Source organism: Streptococcus oralis, from assembly GCF_016127915.1.
GTDB lineage: Bacteria > Bacillota > Bacilli > Lactobacillales > Streptococcaceae > Streptococcus > Streptococcus oralis_BO.
In genome coordinates this window covers 387,998-403,598 of record NZ_CP066059.1, presented here as the reverse complement: position 1 = coordinate 403,598, position 15,601 = coordinate 387,998, and the positions used below count along the sequence as shown (strand labels likewise).

Genomic DNA, 15,601 nt, shown 5'->3' with positions numbered 1-15,601 from the left:
TAGTAGCGACCAGAGAGGAAGGGAGCGGAAGTGATGCTAGCTATTTTTATTGATTCTATAGGTGACAAGTCAGGGACCTATAAGTTGTTAAGAAGCCATTCATCCTTGCCTTTTTCTTTAATCCAATCTAGAATCAAAAATCATGACACGGTGATCGAAGTTGACATGTTAGATTTGGATGGATTAAGAAAGGTTCGAGAACTCATTCATGAGTTGAATGTCATTGGAACCAAGGTTACGATGAGGGATTCGACTGGTATTATCACCTTAGAAATAGTAAATAATCTTATTTCCACCTTTGAAGAGATTGTGGCTGAAAGAGAAGAACTGGATGCCCTGATGTTTGAGGAGGAAGAGTGAGTGCTACGTTTTCCAGTGGATTACCAAGTTAGTTTTTTAGTAATAGAAGGAAAATCGATGAATGATAATAGAAATTTATTGTGCTTCCTACAGGAGTTGTTATACGGTCTTGTAGATCTTGTCAGTGAGAAAGAATATCAGGAGTTTGTTGTAGAATCCTTAAAACTTTCTAAACAGGAACTTGATAAAGAGAGTGGTTTTTGTCCAGATATTTTATACAATCGACTGGAAAATATGGACGAGCTGGATATCTTGACATTTCAGGTGTTGGATAAGAAAACCAATCCACTAGTATGGAACTGTATCGCTAATTTCTTTGTCCTAGTTTGTCACTACTCATATATTGCTTCTGAGGAGGTTTACCTGCCACAAACGATTGAAAGTGCCGACGAGGACATACTTGAGGCTCTTTCTTCAAGTTACAAACAAATCCTAGCTGAAAATAGGGAGCTTATTTCACAAATAACTGGTCCAGAAATAGAAGGATATTTAAAGGATGAGCTCGTTAAAAACTATTTTGGTTCACTATTTTTATCAGATGAGAATGAATAGGCTATTCGTTCAAGTATAGATCAGGAGAGGATATGCTTACGAGTTATTTTATGTTGATTTTTGCTGAAGCAATTGTAAACCGTATGAAAACACGATACAATTCTCAAATTCGAACTGCCTTGGATGCATGTTGGAGTTTTTTGGAGAATAGAGATAAAAGGGGAGAGGAACTTTATCGCCTTTTAGATGATGGGACAGACTTCAGTGGAATATTTATCTACATGCAGTTAGATGAAAATGAAGCGAATGGTCTCTTGTGGGACAACATTAGTTATGCAATAGGTGTGACTGCTAAAGAAGCTTTTGAGTTTGAAAATAAGAAGGAGCTTCCTTCTCCCTTGGAAAACATTGAACCGGAACTACTTGATGTCTTTATTGATAATTTAAAAGAGATTAGCATGGATCTTTATCATCACGTCGAAACAGTAAAAATTTTCATCAATAAAAATCCATACCCATCAAGAGAATCTGCCCTAAAAGAACTAGATAGACTAGGATTACTTAGATGATTTGGCGAAAAATCAAAAAGAACACCCCGGAAGTTAGAGTTTCATCTCTACCTTTTGGGGTGTCGTTTATTTTTTATAGTTAAGCATTTTACAGTACCCACGTTCGGATAGCATGGGCAACGCCGGATTCATCATTTGTTTTGGTGATGTATTTGGCGATTTTTTTGAGTTCAGGATTTCCATTTTCCATAACAACGGGATTTCCAACGACCTCGAGCATGGCGCGGTCATTTTCTTCGTCACCGATCGCCATGGTTTCATCTTTGGTCAATCCTAGTTTTTCAGCTAAGTGAGTGATGGCTGAACCCTTGTCCACATTCTTTTTAAGGAGTTCGAGGTAGAAAGGAGCAGATTTGTTAATAGAGTATCGTTCGTAAAATTCTGCTGGAATTTTTTCAATCGCAGCGTCGAGAATTTCTGGTTCATCAATAAACATACATTTGACGATTTCCTTGTCAGCCATTTCTTCTGGAGTGCGGTAGAAAATAGGCATGCTGACGAGGGTTGATTCGTGCACCGTGTATTTTCCGATATTGCGATTGGCAGTATAGATACCGTCCTTGGTAATAGCGTGCATGTGAACACCGAGCTTGCGACTGAGAAATTCCATATCTAGATAATCCTCATAGGTCAAGGATTCGCTGATAATCTCATGGCCAGTAGCAGTCTCTTGGACAAGGGCACCGTTGAAGGTTACCACATAGTCGCCCTTGTCTCTCAACTGCAAGTCGTCCAGAAGTTTTGCAACGCCTGCAATGGGACGACCTGTTGCAATCACGACTTTGACGCCAGCTTGTTTGGCATCTTGGATGGCAGAAAAGACTTCCGGAGTGATTTCCTTTTGACTGTTGACTAGGGTACCATCGATATCGACGGCAATTAGTTTAATACTCATACATTTCCTCTATTTGTTCTTATTTGGGGTAAAATGATCGTTCTCAATCAAGTGTAAAAATTGCTGGGTAATGCTTGCGAAGATGCTGTTTTGGTCCAACATTTCTTTTGGGAAATAAAAACGATTATCTCCGTGGCGACTGCCAGCAAGGGATTGGACGATAGGAGACAGGCTAGAGAGTTCTGCTAGTTCTCCATTTTTCTGTAGAATCTCAATCTGTGTCCGTGGGTTTTCAGATTCGGGACGATAGATATCATAAGGGAGGTCAAAGTTCTTATGAATAGCAGTATAGTAGTCTGGATCAAAACCGATTTCTTCAACCAGTTGTCTCATGGTTGCGAGTTGGTCTTGGTCTTCTTGTGAAAAAGTAATGGATTTAAAGACCTTGCGGTTGACAAAACGTTGCGACAAGTCGGCTAGTATCTTGTCAGGACTGGTCATCCAGAGTTGGAAGTAGGTATTCATCACGCCGTCATCAAGTGCCAGATAGTCAGATAGAGTAACTTTCTTTTCAAAAAAAGGTAGCAAATGAGGAGAAGTGCGTGCAAAGAAGTCCTTGTCTTCAGGATAGAGTTCCTTGGCGCGCTTGAGAAGATTCTGTAGGAGGACTTCCATGGCCCGAGTTGCTGGGTGGAAATAAACCTGCATATACATCTGGTAGCGACTGAGGACATAGTCTTCAATAGCGTGCATGCCATTGCGCTGAAAGGCGATCCCATTTTCGACAGGACGAATCACTCGGAGGATTCGAGTCAGGTCAAATTCCCCATAAGATGCTCCTGTAAAATAAGAGTCGCGCAAGAGATAGTCCATGCGGTCCGCATCAATCTGGCTAGAAATGAGCTGCACGACCTGCTTGTTAGGATAGGTATGGTCGATGACACTGGCTACCTTCTCCGGAAAATCGGGTGCCACTTGTAGCAGAACTTGGTGAATCTCTGTCTCAGGACTTTGAATGATTCCCTGGGTAATGGCTTCATGATCTGTATCAAAGAGATGCTCAAAAGTATGGGAGTAGGCACCATGCCCGAGGTCATGAAGGAGCGCAGCGGTCATGGTCAAGAGAGACTCAGCAGGATCCCATTCTTCAGGATATTTTTCTTCAAAAATCTCCGTTATACGTCGTGCAATCTCATAGACTCCTAGACAGTGAGAGAAGCGACTGTGCTCCCCACCATGGAAAGTATAGCTGGAAGTTCCTAGTTGCTTAATACGGCGCAGACGTTGAAATTCTTTTGTATTGATCAAGTCATAGATGACCTGATTATTGACATGGATATAGTTGTGAACTGGGTCACGGAATACTTTTTCGTTCATATGACCATTATAGCAAATTCCTGCTCTTTTTGGTAAAATAGTAGGACAAGAGACAAGAAAGAGGATTTGATGTGAAGATTCGGATGCGAAATAGAATTCAGTTTGATGAACAGTTGGAAGTGATTGACCAGCTCTATAACGTGGAAGTGCGTGAAAAGGGAGATTATAGCTATCTGCTTTTCTACAATGAGGAAAAGGAAAAAGTGGTTCTCAAGTTTCATAGTCAAGAACTGGTGATGACCCGTTTCTCGAGTCCCAAAACCATCATGCGTTTTCTAAAAGATAGTGATAGTTTGGCCTATATTCCTACTCCAATGGGGATGCAGGAGTTTATCATTCAAACGAATCACTACAAATTGGATGGGCAAAAGATTGAGCTCGCCTATCAACTGCAAAACCAAGAGGGACATCCTTTTGCCAGTTATCAATTAGAAATTACTTGGGGATAAGAAAAAGGTTGGCGAATGCCAACCTTATTTGATATAGAGTTCTTGGTTTTTTAGAACAATTTCACCTACACTGGCGAATTTCTTGAGTTTTTTAAGTTCTTCAGGATGGGTTACGAGAGTGATCACATAGCCCTCTTTGCCCATGCGACCTGTACGGCCAGCGCGGTGAGTGTAAGTTTCCATGTCTCTAGGAACATCAAAGTTTACGACACATTCTAGGCTATCAATATCAATCCCACGTGCCAGAAGGTCAGTTGCAAGGAGCAGAGTTAGTTGCTTGTCTTTGAACTGTTCTAAGATGACTTTTCGAAACTTAACATTGACATCGCTAGCGAGGGAAACGGCCAAGACATCGCGATACTGTAGTTTTTCCTCCGCACTTCCAAGATCTGATAGGCTGTTAAAGAAGACTAGACCGCGGAAATCCTCTACATGAGCTAATTTTCGTAGCATGTCCACTCGATGACGTTGGTCTACCTGCATATAGCAATGTTGGATGTTGTCTAACTTTTGGTCAGAAAGGTCGATGGTGCGCGTGTTTGGTGCAATCTTTTCTTGGTCAAACTTGGTCGTCGCACTCATGTAGATGAGTTGGTGGTCACGAGGTGCGTAGTGAGTGATTTTATCGACAAAGTGAATCTGAGAATCATCGAGCAATTGGTCAAATTCATCCAGGATGATGGTTTCCACATTCATCATCTTGATTTTTTTCAATTTAATCAACTCAAAGATACGGCCAGGGGTTCCAATTAGAATTTCTGGTCCTTTTTTAAGGCGTTCAATCTGGCGCTTCTGACTGGAACCTGATAGGAAGAGCTGAGCAGTCAAGCCGATAGCCTCTGCCCACGTTCTACACACATCAAAAATTTGTCCAGCAAGTTCTGTATTTGGTGCTAGAATCAAGAGTTGTTGGGCTTTTTTCTTTTGTAGCCTGAGAAGGCTTGGCAGGAGGTAAGCGAGGGTCTTACCAGTTCCTGTTGGGCTCACTCCTAGGAGGTTTTCTCCAGCAAGAATGGGCTCAAATAGTTGAGTTTGAATGGGGGTGAATTCTTGGAAACCGAGTTGGTCACTTAGTTCTTGCCATTCAGTAGGTAGTTTGGTTTTCATTTTTCTGCCTCAAATCTAATGCCAGCAATCTGGCGCATAGTATATAGTAGCTCATGAACAGAGCCTGCATCATCTAGCCAGTTCTGGTAACGTGTCTTGTCTGGTTGCTGGATCATGTGTGCAAATGTTGCGACTTCCTCAGTCATCGTATGAGGAGCCTGTTGGATAGGGAGTTGAACTTGATTTCCTTGGTGGTCGGTAAAAATAGCTGAGCTGACATGCTCAATCGTGTTAAGGGTCAAGGTTCCATCTGCTGTGTAAATCTCGCAAGGAAGATTGGAAGTGATGTTTTTCCCAGCCTTAATGTGAACTTGAAAGTCAGGGTAGAAGAGGATACCATCGCCATTTAGGTCAATGCTATTGTCAAGCTGTTGAGCCTGATAGGTCGCGTCCTGAGCTTTTCCAAAGAGGCGAACGGCAGCGTAGAGAGGATAAATCCCCAAGTCCATAAGAGCTCCGCCAGCAAAACGGTCTGAAAAGACATTTGGCGTCTGCCCAGCCAACAAGTCCGGCATCTTGGAAGAATACTTGGCATAGTTGAAATCAGCTCCCAATACTTGCTTGTCTGCTAAAAAGTTTTTGATAGTAGTAAAAGCTTCCTCGTGGTAGTTTCGTGCCGCTTCAAAGATAAAACAGTGATTTTTCTCAGCTGTTTGCCTCAAATCTAGCCATTCATGTGGCTGAGTGACAGCTGGCTTTTCAAGAATGACGTGCTTACCCGCAGACAAGGCAGCTTGTGCCTGAGCAAAATGCAAGGAGTTTGGACTAGCAATATAGACTACATCAAAGGAAGACTTAAAGAAGTCTTCTAATTGATCAAACAGTTGGACATTTTGATAGTGGGAAGCAAAGGTTGCGGCAGTTTCTCGTTTTCTAGAATAGACTGCGACCAGTTGGTATTCTCCACTAGTATGGGCTGCTTCTATGAAATGATGGCTGATAGCGCCTGTTCCGATGACACCTAATTTAAGCATGGATACTCCTTTTCCGATTTTAAATCCTTCCTTCATTATAACACAGAAAAGAAGGACTATCCAACAGATGGTAAAAATTTTCAAATGGACTACGCATTTCTTGGAGAAAGTGGTACAATATTTAGATAGGTAGATAAAATGAAAAGGGGGAGAAAATGAGATTATTACCAATAAGAAAAATATCACGTCAGTCTAAGAGGCTAGCGCTTTTTTTGACTTTTTGCGCAGGATATGTAGATGCCTATACCTTTATCGTGCGAGGAAATACCCTTGTGGCAGGACAGACTGGAAATGTGGTTTTTCTATCAGTAGGACTCATTCAACACAATGTGTCAGATGCCAGTGCCAAAGTAATGACCTTGCTAGCTTTTATGATGGGGGTCTTTTTACTGACATTGTATAAGGAAAAACTACGAATTGTTAAAAAGCCGATTTTGTCCTTGATTCCTCTTGCAGTCCTGTCCCTAATTATAGGTTTTGTGCCACGAACGGTTGATAATATCTATCTCGTACCGCCCTTGGCCTTTTGTATGGGACTGGTGACAACAGCCTTTGGAGAAGTGTCAGGTATTGCCTATAATAATGCTTTTATGACAGGGAATATCAAACGTACTATGTTAGCTTTTGGAGATTATTTCCGGACCAAGCATACGCCTTTTCTGCGAGAGGGCTTGATTTTTGTTAGCTTGCTTAGCAGTTTTGTCTTCGGAGTTGTTTTTTCAGCTTATTTGACGATTTATTATCAGGAAAAGACAATTCTAGGTATTCCTCTTATGATGAGTATCTTTTACTTCAGCATGCTTTTTGCTTCTTGGAGAAAAAAAGGGAAAGAAAAAGCTTAATTTTAATTGATTTTACTTGTAAGAAAAAAGAAGATATGCTATAATCGAAGAGTTGACTATGCACAATCCTGTGCAACCGCACGAACATCGTTTGCTCGTCGTATACAAAATTTAAACTTTGTTATACTTAGAGATTTTCTTTTAAGTGGTTCGTCCCACGATGCTAGGCGAGTCTTCACAAAAATACGGGGAAACCCTAAAAATCATAGGAGGTGCATAATGAGCACATACGCAATTATCAAAACTGGCGGAAAACAAGTTAAAGTTGAAGTTGGTCAAGCAGTTTACGTTGAAAAATTGAACGTTGAAGCTGGTCAAGAAGTTACTTTTAACGAAGTTGTTCTTGTTGGTGGTGAAAACACTGTTGTCGGAACTCCACTTGTTGCTGGAGCTACTGTAGTTGGAACTGTTGAAAAACAAGGAAAACAAAAGAAAGTTGTTACTTACAAGTACAAACCTAAAAAAGGTAGCCACCGTAAACAAGGTCACCGTCAACCATATACAAAAGTTGTCATCAACGCGATCAACGCTTAATTTTAAGGAGAACACATGATACAAGCAGTCTTTGAGAGAGCCGAAGATGGCGAGCTGAGGAGTGCGGAAATTACTGGACACGCCGAAAGTGGCGAATACGGCTTAGATGTCGTGTGTGCATCGGTTTCTACGCTTGCCATTAACTTTATCAATTCCATTGAGAAATTTGCAGGCTATGAACCAATCTTAGAATTAAACGAAGATGAAGGTGGCTATCTAAAGGTTGAAATACCAGCGGATCTTCCTTCACACCAGAGAGAAATGACTCAGTTATTCTTCGAATCATTTTTCTTAGGTATGGCAAACTTATCGGAGAACTCTTCTGAGTTCGTCCAAACCAGAGTTATCACAGAAAACTAACACGGAGGAAAACATTATGTTAAAAATGACTCTTAACAACTTGCAACTTTTCGCCCACAAAAAAGGTGGAGGTTCTACATCAAACGGACGTGATTCACAAGCGAAACGTCTTGGAGCTAAAGCAGCTGACGGACAAACTGTAACAGGTGGATCAATCCTTTACCGTCAACGTGGTACACACATCTATCCAGGTGTAAACGTTGGACGTGGTGGAGACGATACTTTGTTCGCTAAAGTTGAAGGCGTAGTACGCTTTGAACGTAAAGGTCGCGATAAAAAACAAGTTTCTGTTTACCCAATCGCTAAATAATCGCTCTAAGTAGCATTAAATAAGGCTTTCCGAGTTTTCGGAGAGCCTGTTTTTTTGTTTTGATACCCATTTTGAATTTAATAGAGAATAGTTAGATTTAAACTTGCGATGGGTACTTTTTTCTTTTTTGGAAAAATTCTGAAATATGGTATAATGAACAGATAGAGAAGTTGGGGGTAAAAGATGAACATTCAACAATTACGCTATGTTGTGGCCATTGCCAATAGTGGTACTTTCCGTGAAGCTGCTGAAAAGATGTATGTTAGTCAGCCGAGTCTGTCTATTTCTGTGCGCGATTTGGAAAAAGAGCTAGGCTTTAAGATTTTTCGTCGGACGAGTTCGGGGACTTTCTTAACCCGTCGTGGTATGGAATTTTATGAGAAAGCGCAGGAGTTAGTTAAAGGCTTTGATGTTTTTCAAAATCAGTATGCCAATCCTGAGGAAGAAAAGGATGAATTTTCTATTGCCAGTCAGCACTATGACTTCTTGCCACCAACCATTACGGCCTTTTCAGAACGTTATCCTGATTATAAGAACTTTCGTATTTTTGAGTCTACTACAGTTCAAATCTTAGACGAAGTGGCGCAAGGACACAGTGAGATTGGGATTATCTACCTCAACAACCAAAATAAAAAGGGCATCATGCAACGGGTTGAAAAGCTTGGTTTAGAAGTTATTGAACTAATTCCTTTCCAGACTCACATTTATCTTCGTGAAGGGCATCCTTTAGCACAGAAAGAGGAATTGGTAATGGAGGATCTAGCGGATCTGCCAACGGTTCGGTTTACTCAGGAAAAAGATGAGTATCTATACTATTCAGAGAACTTTGTCGACACAAGCGCGAGCTCCCAGATGTTCAATGTGACGGACCGTGCTACTTTGAATGGTATTTTGGAGCGGACGGATGCCTATGCGACAGGTTCAGGGTTTTTAGATAGTGACAGTGTTAATGGCATCACAGTCATTTGTCTCAAGGATAATCTAGATAACCGCATGGTCTATGTCAAACGGGAAGAAGTGGAGCTTAGCCAAGCTGGGACTCTTTTCGTTGAGGTTATGCAAGAATATTTTGATCAAAAGAGGAAATCATGAAAAAAAGAGGAATAGTAGCAGTCATTGTACTGCTTTTGATTGGGCTGGATCAGTGGGTTAAAGCCTATGTTGTCCAGCAGATTCCACTGGGTGAAGTGCGTTCGTGGATCCCCAATCTCGTTAGCTTGACCTACCTGCAAAATAGAGGGGCAGCCTTCTCTATGCTGCAAGATCAGCAGTGGTTATTTGCTGTCATTACACTGGTCGTCATGGTAGGTGCCATTTGGTATCTACATAAACACATGGAGGATTCTCTCTGGTTAGTTTTTGGACTGACTTTGATAATAGCGGGAGGTCTGGGCAACTTTATCGACAGAATGAGTCAAGGTTTTGTGGTGGATATGTTTCACCTAGACTTTATCAACTTTGCGATTTTCAATGTTGCTGACAGTTATTTGACAGTTGGTGTCATTGTTTTATTGATTGCAATGTTTAAAGAGGAAGTAAATGGAAATAAAAATTGAAACTGGTGGGCAACGTCTAGACAAGGCTCTGTCGGACCTGACAGAATTGTCACGCAGTCTCGCGAATGAACAAATCAAGGCTGGACAAGTCTTGGTGAATGGGCAAGCCAAGAAAGCCAAATACACTGTCCAAGAGGGGGATGTGGTCACTTATCATGTGCCAGAACCGGAGGTTTTAGAATATGTGGCTGAGAATCTGCCGCTCGAGATTATCTACCAAGATGAGGATGTAGCCGTTGTTAACAAACCTCAAGGCATGGTGGTCCATCCCAGCGCCGGTCATACAAGTGGAACCTTGGTCAATGCCCTCATGTACCATATCAAGGACTTGTCAGGTATCAATGGTGTTCTCCGACCGGGTATCGTTCACCGCATTGACAAGGACACGTCTGGTCTCCTTATGATTGCTAAGAATGACGAGGCACACTTGGCACTTGCCCAAGAACTCAAGGATAAGAAGTCTCTACGTAAATACTGGGCGATTGTTCATGGCAATCTTCCCAATGATCGTGGTGTGATTGAAGCTCCGATTGGTCGTAGTGAAAAAGACCGTAAGAAACAGGCTGTAACTGCTAAAGGGAAGCCTGCAGTGACCCGTTTTCACGTCTTGGAACGTTTTGGTGATTATAGCTTAGTGGAGTTGCAACTGGAAACAGGACGTACCCACCAAATCCGTGTTCATATGGCTTATATTGGCCATCCAGTCGCTGGTGATGAAGTCTATGGTCCTCGTAAGACTTTGAAAGGACATGGACAATTCCTCCATGCTAAAACTCTAGGATTTACCCATCCGAGAACAGGTGAAACCTTGGAATTCACAGCAGATATTCCAGAGATTTTTAAAGAAACGCTGGAAAGATTGCGAAAAAATGAGAATAGATAAAAGAGTTGAGATGACTGTCTCAACCTTTTTATTTCAAGTCTTTTCTATTTTAAAGCATTCATGTTATAATGGATAAATATGAAGAATCGGAGTGAGAATATGAAATACAAACGAATCGTCTTTAAGGTAGGGACTTCCTCCTTGACAAATGAAGACGGGAGTTTATCAAGAAGCAAAGTAAAGGCAATTACCCAGCAATTGGCTATGCTGCATGAGGCTGGACATGAGTTGATTTTAGTGTCATCTGGGGCAGTTGCCGCTGGATTTGGAGCTTTGGGTTTTAAAAAACGTCCGACCAAGATTGCAGATAAACAAGCTTCGGCTGCAGTTGGTCAGGGACTTTTGTTGGAGGAATATACAACCAACCTCCTCATGCGCCAGATCGTTTCTGCACAAATCTTGCTGACACAGGATGATTTTGTAGATAAACGTCGCTATAAGAATGCCCACCAGGCCTTGTCTGTATTGCTTCATCGTGGTGCCATTCCCATCATCAACGAGAATGACAGTGTCGTCATTGATGAGCTCAAGGTTGGGGACAATGACACTCTAAGTGCCCAGGTAGCGGCGATGGTTCAGGCGGATCTCCTGGTTCTCTTGACTGATGTGGACGGTCTCTATACTGGAAATCCCAACTCAGATCCAACAGCCAAACGCTTGGACAAAATTGAGACTATCAATCGTGAGATTATTGATATGGCTGGTGGAGCAGGTTCGTCAAACGGTACTGGGGGCATGCTGACCAAAATCAAGGCGGCTACAATCGCAACGGAGTCAGGGGTGCCAGTCTATATTTGCTCCTCCTTGAAATCAGATGCCCTGATTGAGGCAGCGGAGGAGACAAAGGATGGTTCTTTCTTTGTTGCGCAAGAGAAGGGACTTCGTACTCAGAAACAATGGCTGGCCTTCTATGCTCAAAGTCAGGGAACGATTTGGGTAGATGGTGGAGCTGCAGAAGCACTTTCAAAAAACGGAAAAAGTCTCCTTTTATCAGGTGTGGTAGAAGTGGAAGGAAACTTCTCTTACCATGATATTGTCACAGTAGCAGATAAAGAAACAGGTCAATCTCTTGGAAAGGGACGTGTCCAATTTGGTGTCTCAGCCCTAGAAGATATGCTCCGTTCTCAAAAAGCTAAGGGAGTCTTGATTCACCGTGATGACTGGATTTCCATCACTCCTGAAATCCAGTTGCTCTTTACAGAATTTTAGAGGTGAACGATGGTAAGTACACAAGAACAATTTGAACAGGTACAAGCTGTTAAGAAATCAATCAATACTGCTAGTGAAGTAGTGAAAAACCAAGCCTTGCTAGCCATGGCTGATCAGTTATTGGCAGCTACTGAGGAGATTCTAGAGGCCAATGCCCTCGATATGGCAGTGGCCAAGGGGAAAATTTCAGATGTCATGCTAGACCGTCTTTATTTGGATGAGGGACGTATAGAAGCGATGGCAAGAGGGATTCGTGAAGTGGTTGCTTTACCAGATCCTATCGGTGAAGTTCTAGAAACAAGTCAGCTTGAAAATGGCTTGGTTATTACCAAGAAACGTGTGGCCATGGGGGTTATTGGGATTATCTATGAAAGCCGTCCAAATGTGACGTCTGATGCGGCTGCTTTGGCTCTCAAGAGTGGGAATGCGGTCGTTCTTCGTAGTGGGAAGGATGCCTACCGAACTGCTCATGCTATTGTCACAGCTTTGAAGAAGGGCTTGGAGACGACTACTATTCATCCTGATGTGATTCAACTGGTGGAAGATACCCGTCGAGAAAGTAGCTATGCTATGATGAAGGCTAAGGGCTATCTAGACCTTCTCATTCCTCGTGGAGGGGCTGGCTTGATCAATGCTGTGGTTGAAAATGCTATCGTACCTGTTATCGAGACAGGAACTGGAATTGTTCATGTCTATGTGGATAAGGATGCCGATGAAGACAAGGCTCTATCTATCATCAACAATGCTAAAACCAGTCGTCCTTCTGTCTGCAATGCCATGGAGGTCTTGCTGGTTCATGAAGACAAGGCAGCACGTTTTCTTCCTCGCTTGGAGAAAGTGCTGGTTACAAGTCGGAAAGAAGCTGGACTGGAACCAATTCAATTCCGCCTAGATAGCACAGCAAGTCAGTTTGTTTCAGGTCGAGCAGCCGAGGCACAAGACTTTGACACCGAGTTTTTAGACTATATCCTAGCAGTTAAGATTGTGAGCAGTTTAGAAGAAGCAGTTGCCCATATTGAAGCCCACAGTACCCATCATTCGGATGCGATTGTGACGGAAAATGTTGAAACTGCGGCTTTCTTTACAGATCAAGTGGACTCAGCAGCGGTTTATGTCAATGCCTCAACGCGTTTCACTGATGGTGGGCAGTTTGGTCTTGGATGTGAGATGGGAATTTCTACTCAGAAACTGCACGCGCGTGGACCAATGGGCTTGAAAGAGTTAACCAGCTACAAGTATGTGGTTACTGGTGACGGACAGATAAGGGAGTAAGAGATGAAGATTGGATTTATCGGTTTGGGGAATATGGGAGCTAGTCTGGCTAAGGCTGTCCTGCAGGCCAAGACGGGTGATGACCTTCTCCTTGCCAATCGCAGTCAAGCGAAAGTAGATGCTTTTATTGCCGACTTTGGTGGTCAGGCTTCCAGCAATGAAGAAATTTTTGCAGAAGCAGATGTAATCTTTCTAGGAGTTAAGCCTGCTCAGTTTTCTGAACTACTTGCTCAATACCAGACCATCCTTGAAAAACGAGAGAGTCTTCTTTTGATTTCTATGGCAGCTGGATTGACCTTGGAAAAACTAGCGGGTCTTCTGTCAAGTCAACATCGGATTATTCGCATCATGCCCAATACTCCAGTGGCTATTGGCCAAGGAGTGATTAGTTATGCCATGTCAGCAAATTGTCGTGCTGAGGACAGTGAGCTCTTTTGTCAGCTTTTAGCCAAGGCTGGTCTTTTGGTTGAGCTGGGAGATGGCTTAATCGATGCGGCGACAGGTCTCGCAGGTTGTGGACCAGCTTTTGTCTATCTCTTTATCGAGGCTTTGGCAGATGCGGGTGTACAGACAGGATTGCCACGAGAAATGGCCTTGAAAATGGCAGCCCAAACAGTAGTTGGAGCTGGACAAATGGTTCTGGAAAGCCAGCAACATCCTGGAGTTTTGAAAGACCAAGTTTGCAGCCCAGGAGGTTCGACTATCGCGGGTGTAGCAAGTCTGGAAGAACATGCCTTTAGAGGTACCGTCATGGACGCAGTTCAGCAAGCTTATAAACGAACACAAGAACTAGGTAAATAAGAGGTTGGATGACTCCCAGCCTCTTTTATGGTCGATTGAATGGAGAAGACACAAAAAGATTGTCACAAAAATCTATTTTTTTGATAGAATAGAAGGTAGAAAAAAAGAAATGAGTTAGACATGTCAAAAGGATTTTTAGTCTCTCTTGAGGGACCAGAGGGAGCAGGAAAGACCAGTGTTTTAGAGGCTCTGCTACCAATTTTAGAGGAAAAAGGAGTAGAGGTGCTGACGACCCGTGAGCCAGGTGGAGTCTTGATTGGGGAGAAGATTCGTCAAGTGATTTTGGACCCAAGTCATACGCAGATGGATCCTAAAACGGAACTCCTTCTCTATATTGCCAGTCGTAGACAGCACTTGGTGGAAAAAGTTCTTCCAGCACTTGAAGCTGGCAAGTTGGTCATTATGGACCGCTTCATCGATAGTTCTGTTGCTTATCAGGGATTTGGCCGTGGCTTGGATATTGATGCCATTGATTGGCTCAATCACTTTGCGACAGATGGCCTCAAACCCGATTTGACCCTCTATTTTGACATTGAGGTGGAAGAGGGGCTGGCTCGCATTACTGCTAATAGTGACCGTGAGGTCAATCGTTTGGACATGGAAGGTTTAGACTTGCACAAGAAAGTTCGTCAAGGTTACCTTTCTCTCCTGGAAAAAGAAGGAAATCGCATGGTCAAGATTGATGCCAGTCTTCCTTTGGAGCAAGTTGTGGAAACGACCAAGGCTGTCTTATTTGACAGAATGGGCTTGGATAAATGAAACAAGATCAACTAAAGGCTTGGCAGCCAGACCAGTTTGACCGCTTTGTCCGTATCCTAGAACAAGACCAGCTCAATCACGCCTATCTCTTTTCAGGTTTCTTTGGAAGCTTGGAAATGGCGCAGTTTTTAGCTAAAAGCCTCTTTTGTAGGGATAAAGTAGGCGTTCTACCATGTGAGAAATGCCGAAACTGCAAGCTGATTGAACAGGGAGAATTTCCCGATGTTACCTTGATTAAGCCAGTCAATCAGGTCATCAAGACAGAACGCATTCGGGAATTGGTGGCTCAGTTTTCCCAAGCAGGGATTGAAAGCCAGCAACAGGTCTTTATCATCGAGCAGGCCGAAAAAATGCATCCCAACGCAGCCAACTCTCTGCTCAAGGTCATCGAAGAACCTCAGAGTGAAGTTTATATTTTCTTCTTAACTAGTGATGAGGAAAAAATCTTGCCGACAATCCGTAGTCGGACCCAGATTTTCCACTTTAAAAAGCAAGAAGAAAAGCTCATCCATCAATTAGAACAAGCAGGTCTCGTTAAGAAAAAAGCGACTCTTTTAGCTCAGTTTAGTCAATCGCGTGCTGAAGCTGAAAAGTTGGTCAATCAGGCTAGTTTTTGGACCTTGGTGGATGAGAGCGAACGCTTGCTGACCTGGTTACTAGCTAAGAAAAAAGAGAGTTATTTGCAAGTTGCGAAATTAGCCGGCTTGGCAGATGACAAGGAAAAACAAGATCAGGTCTTGCGAATCCTCGAAGTTCTCTGTGGACAGGACCTCTTGCAAGTAAGGATTCGACAGATTTTACAAAATCTACTAGAAGCTAGAAAAATGTGGCAAGCCAATGTCAGCTTTCAAAATGCCATGGAATATCTGGTCTTGAAAGAAATATAAACTCAATGAAGGATAAAGAAAGGAA

General features: G+C 42.7%; 20 protein-coding genes, 1 pseudogene and 1 other annotated feature. Of the genes and pseudogenes, 16 read left to right on the top strand and 5 right to left on the bottom strand.

Features of this window, described 5'->3' with window-relative positions; translation table 11 throughout:
• Nucleotides 1-33 precede the first annotated feature (33 nt).
• From I6H78_RS01955 to I6H78_RS01945, 3 genes are read left to right on the top strand one after another with little or no spacing between them, the layout of a single operon-like run.
• Nucleotides 34-360, top strand: a complete 327-nt coding sequence (locus I6H78_RS01955) for a hypothetical protein (RefSeq protein WP_198459775.1) — start codon at nucleotides 34-36, stop codon at nucleotides 358-360.
• Complete coding sequence (locus tag I6H78_RS01950) at nucleotides 361-912, top strand: Imm6 family immunity protein (protein WP_232619940.1); 552 nt, start codon at nucleotides 361-363, stop codon at nucleotides 910-912.
• A 32-nt stretch (nucleotides 913-944) separates the two neighbouring features.
• Complete coding sequence (locus I6H78_RS01945; RefSeq protein WP_000958203.1) at nucleotides 945-1,421, top strand: Imm6 family immunity protein; 477 nt, start codon at nucleotides 945-947, stop codon at nucleotides 1,419-1,421.
• A gap of 88 nt (nucleotides 1,422-1,509) precedes the next feature.
• On the opposite strand, the gene yidA is transcribed toward I6H78_RS01945, so the two are convergent.
• Together yidA and I6H78_RS01935 are read right to left on the bottom strand one after the other, a co-directional pair.
• Nucleotides 1,510-2,316 (bottom strand): sugar-phosphatase, encoded by an 807-nt coding sequence (yidA, locus tag I6H78_RS01940; RefSeq protein WP_198459774.1) that lies wholly within the window; start codon nucleotides 2,314-2,316, stop codon nucleotides 1,510-1,512.
• A gap of 9 nt (nucleotides 2,317-2,325) precedes the next feature.
• The gene (locus tag I6H78_RS01935; protein ID WP_198459773.1) at nucleotides 2,326-3,633 is read right to left on the bottom strand and encodes an HD domain-containing protein; all 1,308 of its coding nucleotides are present in this window, start codon (nucleotides 3,631-3,633) and stop codon (nucleotides 2,326-2,328) included.
• A gap of 71 nt (nucleotides 3,634-3,704) precedes the next feature.
• On the opposite strand from I6H78_RS01935, the gene I6H78_RS01930 reads away from it, so the two are divergent.
• On the top strand, nucleotides 3,705-4,082 hold the full coding sequence (locus I6H78_RS01930) for a YwiB family protein (protein WP_198459772.1): 378 nt from the start codon (nucleotides 3,705-3,707) through the stop codon (nucleotides 4,080-4,082).
• Nucleotides 4,083-4,106: 24 nt separating this feature from the next.
• Here the strand turns inward: I6H78_RS01930 and I6H78_RS01925 are convergent, their stop codons facing one another.
• Entirely contained in the window at nucleotides 4,107-5,189 is a 1,083-nt protein-coding gene (locus I6H78_RS01925; RefSeq protein WP_198459771.1) for a DEAD/DEAH box helicase, read from the bottom strand.
• Nucleotides 5,186-6,163 carry a Gfo/Idh/MocA family protein gene (locus I6H78_RS01920; protein WP_198459770.1) on the bottom strand — a complete coding sequence of 326 codons (978 nt, stop codon included), beginning with the start codon at nucleotides 6,161-6,163 and terminating at the stop codon, nucleotides 5,186-5,188. Before I6H78_RS01920 ends, I6H78_RS01925 begins: the two co-directional genes overlap by 4 nt.
• A gap of 155 nt (nucleotides 6,164-6,318) precedes the next feature.
• Between I6H78_RS01920 and I6H78_RS01915 the strand changes: the two genes are divergently transcribed.
• From I6H78_RS01915 to rpmA, 4 genes are all read left to right on the top strand, one after another.
• The gene (locus I6H78_RS01915) at nucleotides 6,319-7,005 is read left to right on the top strand and encodes a YoaK family protein (protein ID WP_198459769.1); all 687 of its coding nucleotides are present in this window, start codon (nucleotides 6,319-6,321) and stop codon (nucleotides 7,003-7,005) included.
• A gap of 64 nt (nucleotides 7,006-7,069) precedes the next feature.
• Nucleotides 7,070-7,190, top strand: a sequence feature (ribosomal protein L21 leader region).
• A 34-nt stretch (nucleotides 7,191-7,224) separates the two neighbouring features.
• On the top strand, nucleotides 7,225-7,539 hold the full coding sequence (gene rplU, locus I6H78_RS01910; protein WP_000109141.1) for a 50S ribosomal protein L21: 315 nt from the start codon (nucleotides 7,225-7,227) through the stop codon (nucleotides 7,537-7,539).
• A 15-nt stretch (nucleotides 7,540-7,554) separates the two neighbouring features.
• Nucleotides 7,555-7,899, top strand: a complete 345-nt coding sequence (locus I6H78_RS01905) for a ribosomal-processing cysteine protease Prp (protein WP_000613697.1) — start codon at nucleotides 7,555-7,557, stop codon at nucleotides 7,897-7,899.
• Between the two features lie 16 nt (nucleotides 7,900-7,915).
• On the top strand, nucleotides 7,916-8,209 hold the full coding sequence (gene rpmA / locus I6H78_RS01900) for a 50S ribosomal protein L27 (RefSeq protein ID WP_000916509.1): 294 nt from the start codon (nucleotides 7,916-7,918) through the stop codon (nucleotides 8,207-8,209).
• A 116-nt stretch (nucleotides 8,210-8,325) separates the two neighbouring features.
• On the opposite strand, the pseudogene I6H78_RS09345 reads toward rpmA, so the two are convergent.
• Nucleotides 8,326-8,400, bottom strand: a pseudogene (locus I6H78_RS09345) (AraC family transcriptional regulator); the annotation flags it as partial.
• On the opposite strand from I6H78_RS09345, the gene I6H78_RS01895 reads away from it, so the two are divergent.
• The 8 genes from I6H78_RS01895 (at nucleotide 8,393) to I6H78_RS01860 (ending at nucleotide 15,576) form a co-directional block, all read left to right on the top strand.
• Nucleotides 8,393-9,301: a LysR family transcriptional regulator gene (locus tag I6H78_RS01895; protein ID WP_198459768.1), complete on the top strand. Its 909-nt coding sequence runs from the start codon at nucleotides 8,393-8,395 to the stop codon at nucleotides 9,299-9,301. The pseudogene I6H78_RS09345 and the gene I6H78_RS01895 sit on opposite strands and share 8 nt — an antisense overlap.
• Nucleotides 9,298-9,765, top strand: a complete 468-nt coding sequence (gene lspA / locus I6H78_RS01890) for a signal peptidase II (protein WP_125415101.1) — start codon at nucleotides 9,298-9,300, stop codon at nucleotides 9,763-9,765. Before I6H78_RS01895 ends, lspA begins: the two co-directional genes overlap by 4 nt.
• Entirely contained in the window at nucleotides 9,749-10,648 is a 900-nt protein-coding gene (locus I6H78_RS01885) for an RluA family pseudouridine synthase (protein WP_198459767.1), read from the top strand. The genes lspA and I6H78_RS01885 overlap by 17 nt, the downstream gene beginning before the upstream one ends.
• 99 nt (nucleotides 10,649-10,747) lie before the next feature.
• A complete protein-coding gene (proB, locus tag I6H78_RS01880) occupies nucleotides 10,748-11,857 on the top strand; it encodes a glutamate 5-kinase (protein ID WP_232619939.1) in 1,110 nt (369 codons plus the stop codon).
• A gap of 9 nt (nucleotides 11,858-11,866) precedes the next feature.
• Nucleotides 11,867-13,129, top strand: a complete 1,263-nt coding sequence (locus I6H78_RS01875; RefSeq protein WP_198459765.1) for a glutamate-5-semialdehyde dehydrogenase — start codon at nucleotides 11,867-11,869, stop codon at nucleotides 13,127-13,129.
• Nucleotides 13,130-13,132: 3 nt separating this feature from the next.
• Nucleotides 13,133-13,930 carry a pyrroline-5-carboxylate reductase gene (gene proC, locus I6H78_RS01870; RefSeq protein ID WP_198459764.1) on the top strand — a complete coding sequence of 266 codons (798 nt, stop codon included), beginning with the start codon at nucleotides 13,133-13,135 and terminating at the stop codon, nucleotides 13,928-13,930.
• Between the two features lie 120 nt (nucleotides 13,931-14,050).
• Entirely contained in the window at nucleotides 14,051-14,689 is a 639-nt protein-coding gene (gene tmk, locus I6H78_RS01865) for a dTMP kinase (protein ID WP_198459763.1), read from the top strand.
• Nucleotides 14,686-15,576, top strand: a complete 891-nt coding sequence (locus I6H78_RS01860; protein WP_198459762.1) for a DNA polymerase III subunit delta' — start codon at nucleotides 14,686-14,688, stop codon at nucleotides 15,574-15,576. Before tmk ends, I6H78_RS01860 begins: the two co-directional genes overlap by 4 nt.
• The last annotated feature ends 25 nt before the right edge of the window (nucleotides 15,577-15,601 follow it).

Coding starts and splice junctions, on each gene's coding strand:
- tmk (WP_198459763.1), top strand. CDS start 14,051: ATGTCAAAAGGATTTTTAGTCTCTCTTGAGGGACCAGAGGGAGCAGGA.
- rpmA (WP_000916509.1), top strand. CDS start 7,916: ATGTTAAAAATGACTCTTAACAACTTGCAACTTTTCGCCCACAAAAAA.
- I6H78_RS01860 (WP_198459762.1), top strand. CDS start 14,686: ATGAAACAAGATCAACTAAAGGCTTGGCAGCCAGACCAGTTTGACCGC.
- I6H78_RS01945 (WP_000958203.1), top strand. CDS start 945: ATGCTTACGAGTTATTTTATGTTGATTTTTGCTGAAGCAATTGTAAAC.
- I6H78_RS01955 (WP_198459775.1), top strand. CDS start 34: ATGCTAGCTATTTTTATTGATTCTATAGGTGACAAGTCAGGGACCTAT.
- I6H78_RS01925 (WP_198459771.1), bottom strand. CDS start 5,189: ATGAAAACCAAACTACCTACTGAATGGCAAGAACTAAGTGACCAACTC.
- I6H78_RS01905 (WP_000613697.1), top strand. CDS start 7,555: ATGATACAAGCAGTCTTTGAGAGAGCCGAAGATGGCGAGCTGAGGAGT.
- proC (WP_198459764.1), top strand. CDS start 13,133: ATGAAGATTGGATTTATCGGTTTGGGGAATATGGGAGCTAGTCTGGCT.
- I6H78_RS01935 (WP_198459773.1), bottom strand. CDS start 3,633: ATGAACGAAAAAGTATTCCGTGACCCAGTTCACAACTATATCCATGTC.
- proB (WP_232619939.1), top strand. CDS start 10,748: ATGAAATACAAACGAATCGTCTTTAAGGTAGGGACTTCCTCCTTGACA.
- rplU (WP_000109141.1), top strand. CDS start 7,225: ATGAGCACATACGCAATTATCAAAACTGGCGGAAAACAAGTTAAAGTT.
- I6H78_RS01885 (WP_198459767.1), top strand. CDS start 9,749: ATGGAAATAAAAATTGAAACTGGTGGGCAACGTCTAGACAAGGCTCTG.
- I6H78_RS01875 (WP_198459765.1), top strand. CDS start 11,867: ATGGTAAGTACACAAGAACAATTTGAACAGGTACAAGCTGTTAAGAAA.
- I6H78_RS01920 (WP_198459770.1), bottom strand. CDS start 6,163: ATGCTTAAATTAGGTGTCATCGGAACAGGCGCTATCAGCCATCATTTC.
- I6H78_RS01915 (WP_198459769.1), top strand. CDS start 6,319: ATGAGATTATTACCAATAAGAAAAATATCACGTCAGTCTAAGAGGCTA.
- yidA (WP_198459774.1), bottom strand. CDS start 2,316: ATGAGTATTAAACTAATTGCCGTCGATATCGATGGTACCCTAGTCAAC.
- I6H78_RS01895 (WP_198459768.1), top strand. CDS start 8,393: ATGAACATTCAACAATTACGCTATGTTGTGGCCATTGCCAATAGTGGT.
- lspA (WP_125415101.1), top strand. CDS start 9,298: ATGAAAAAAAGAGGAATAGTAGCAGTCATTGTACTGCTTTTGATTGGG.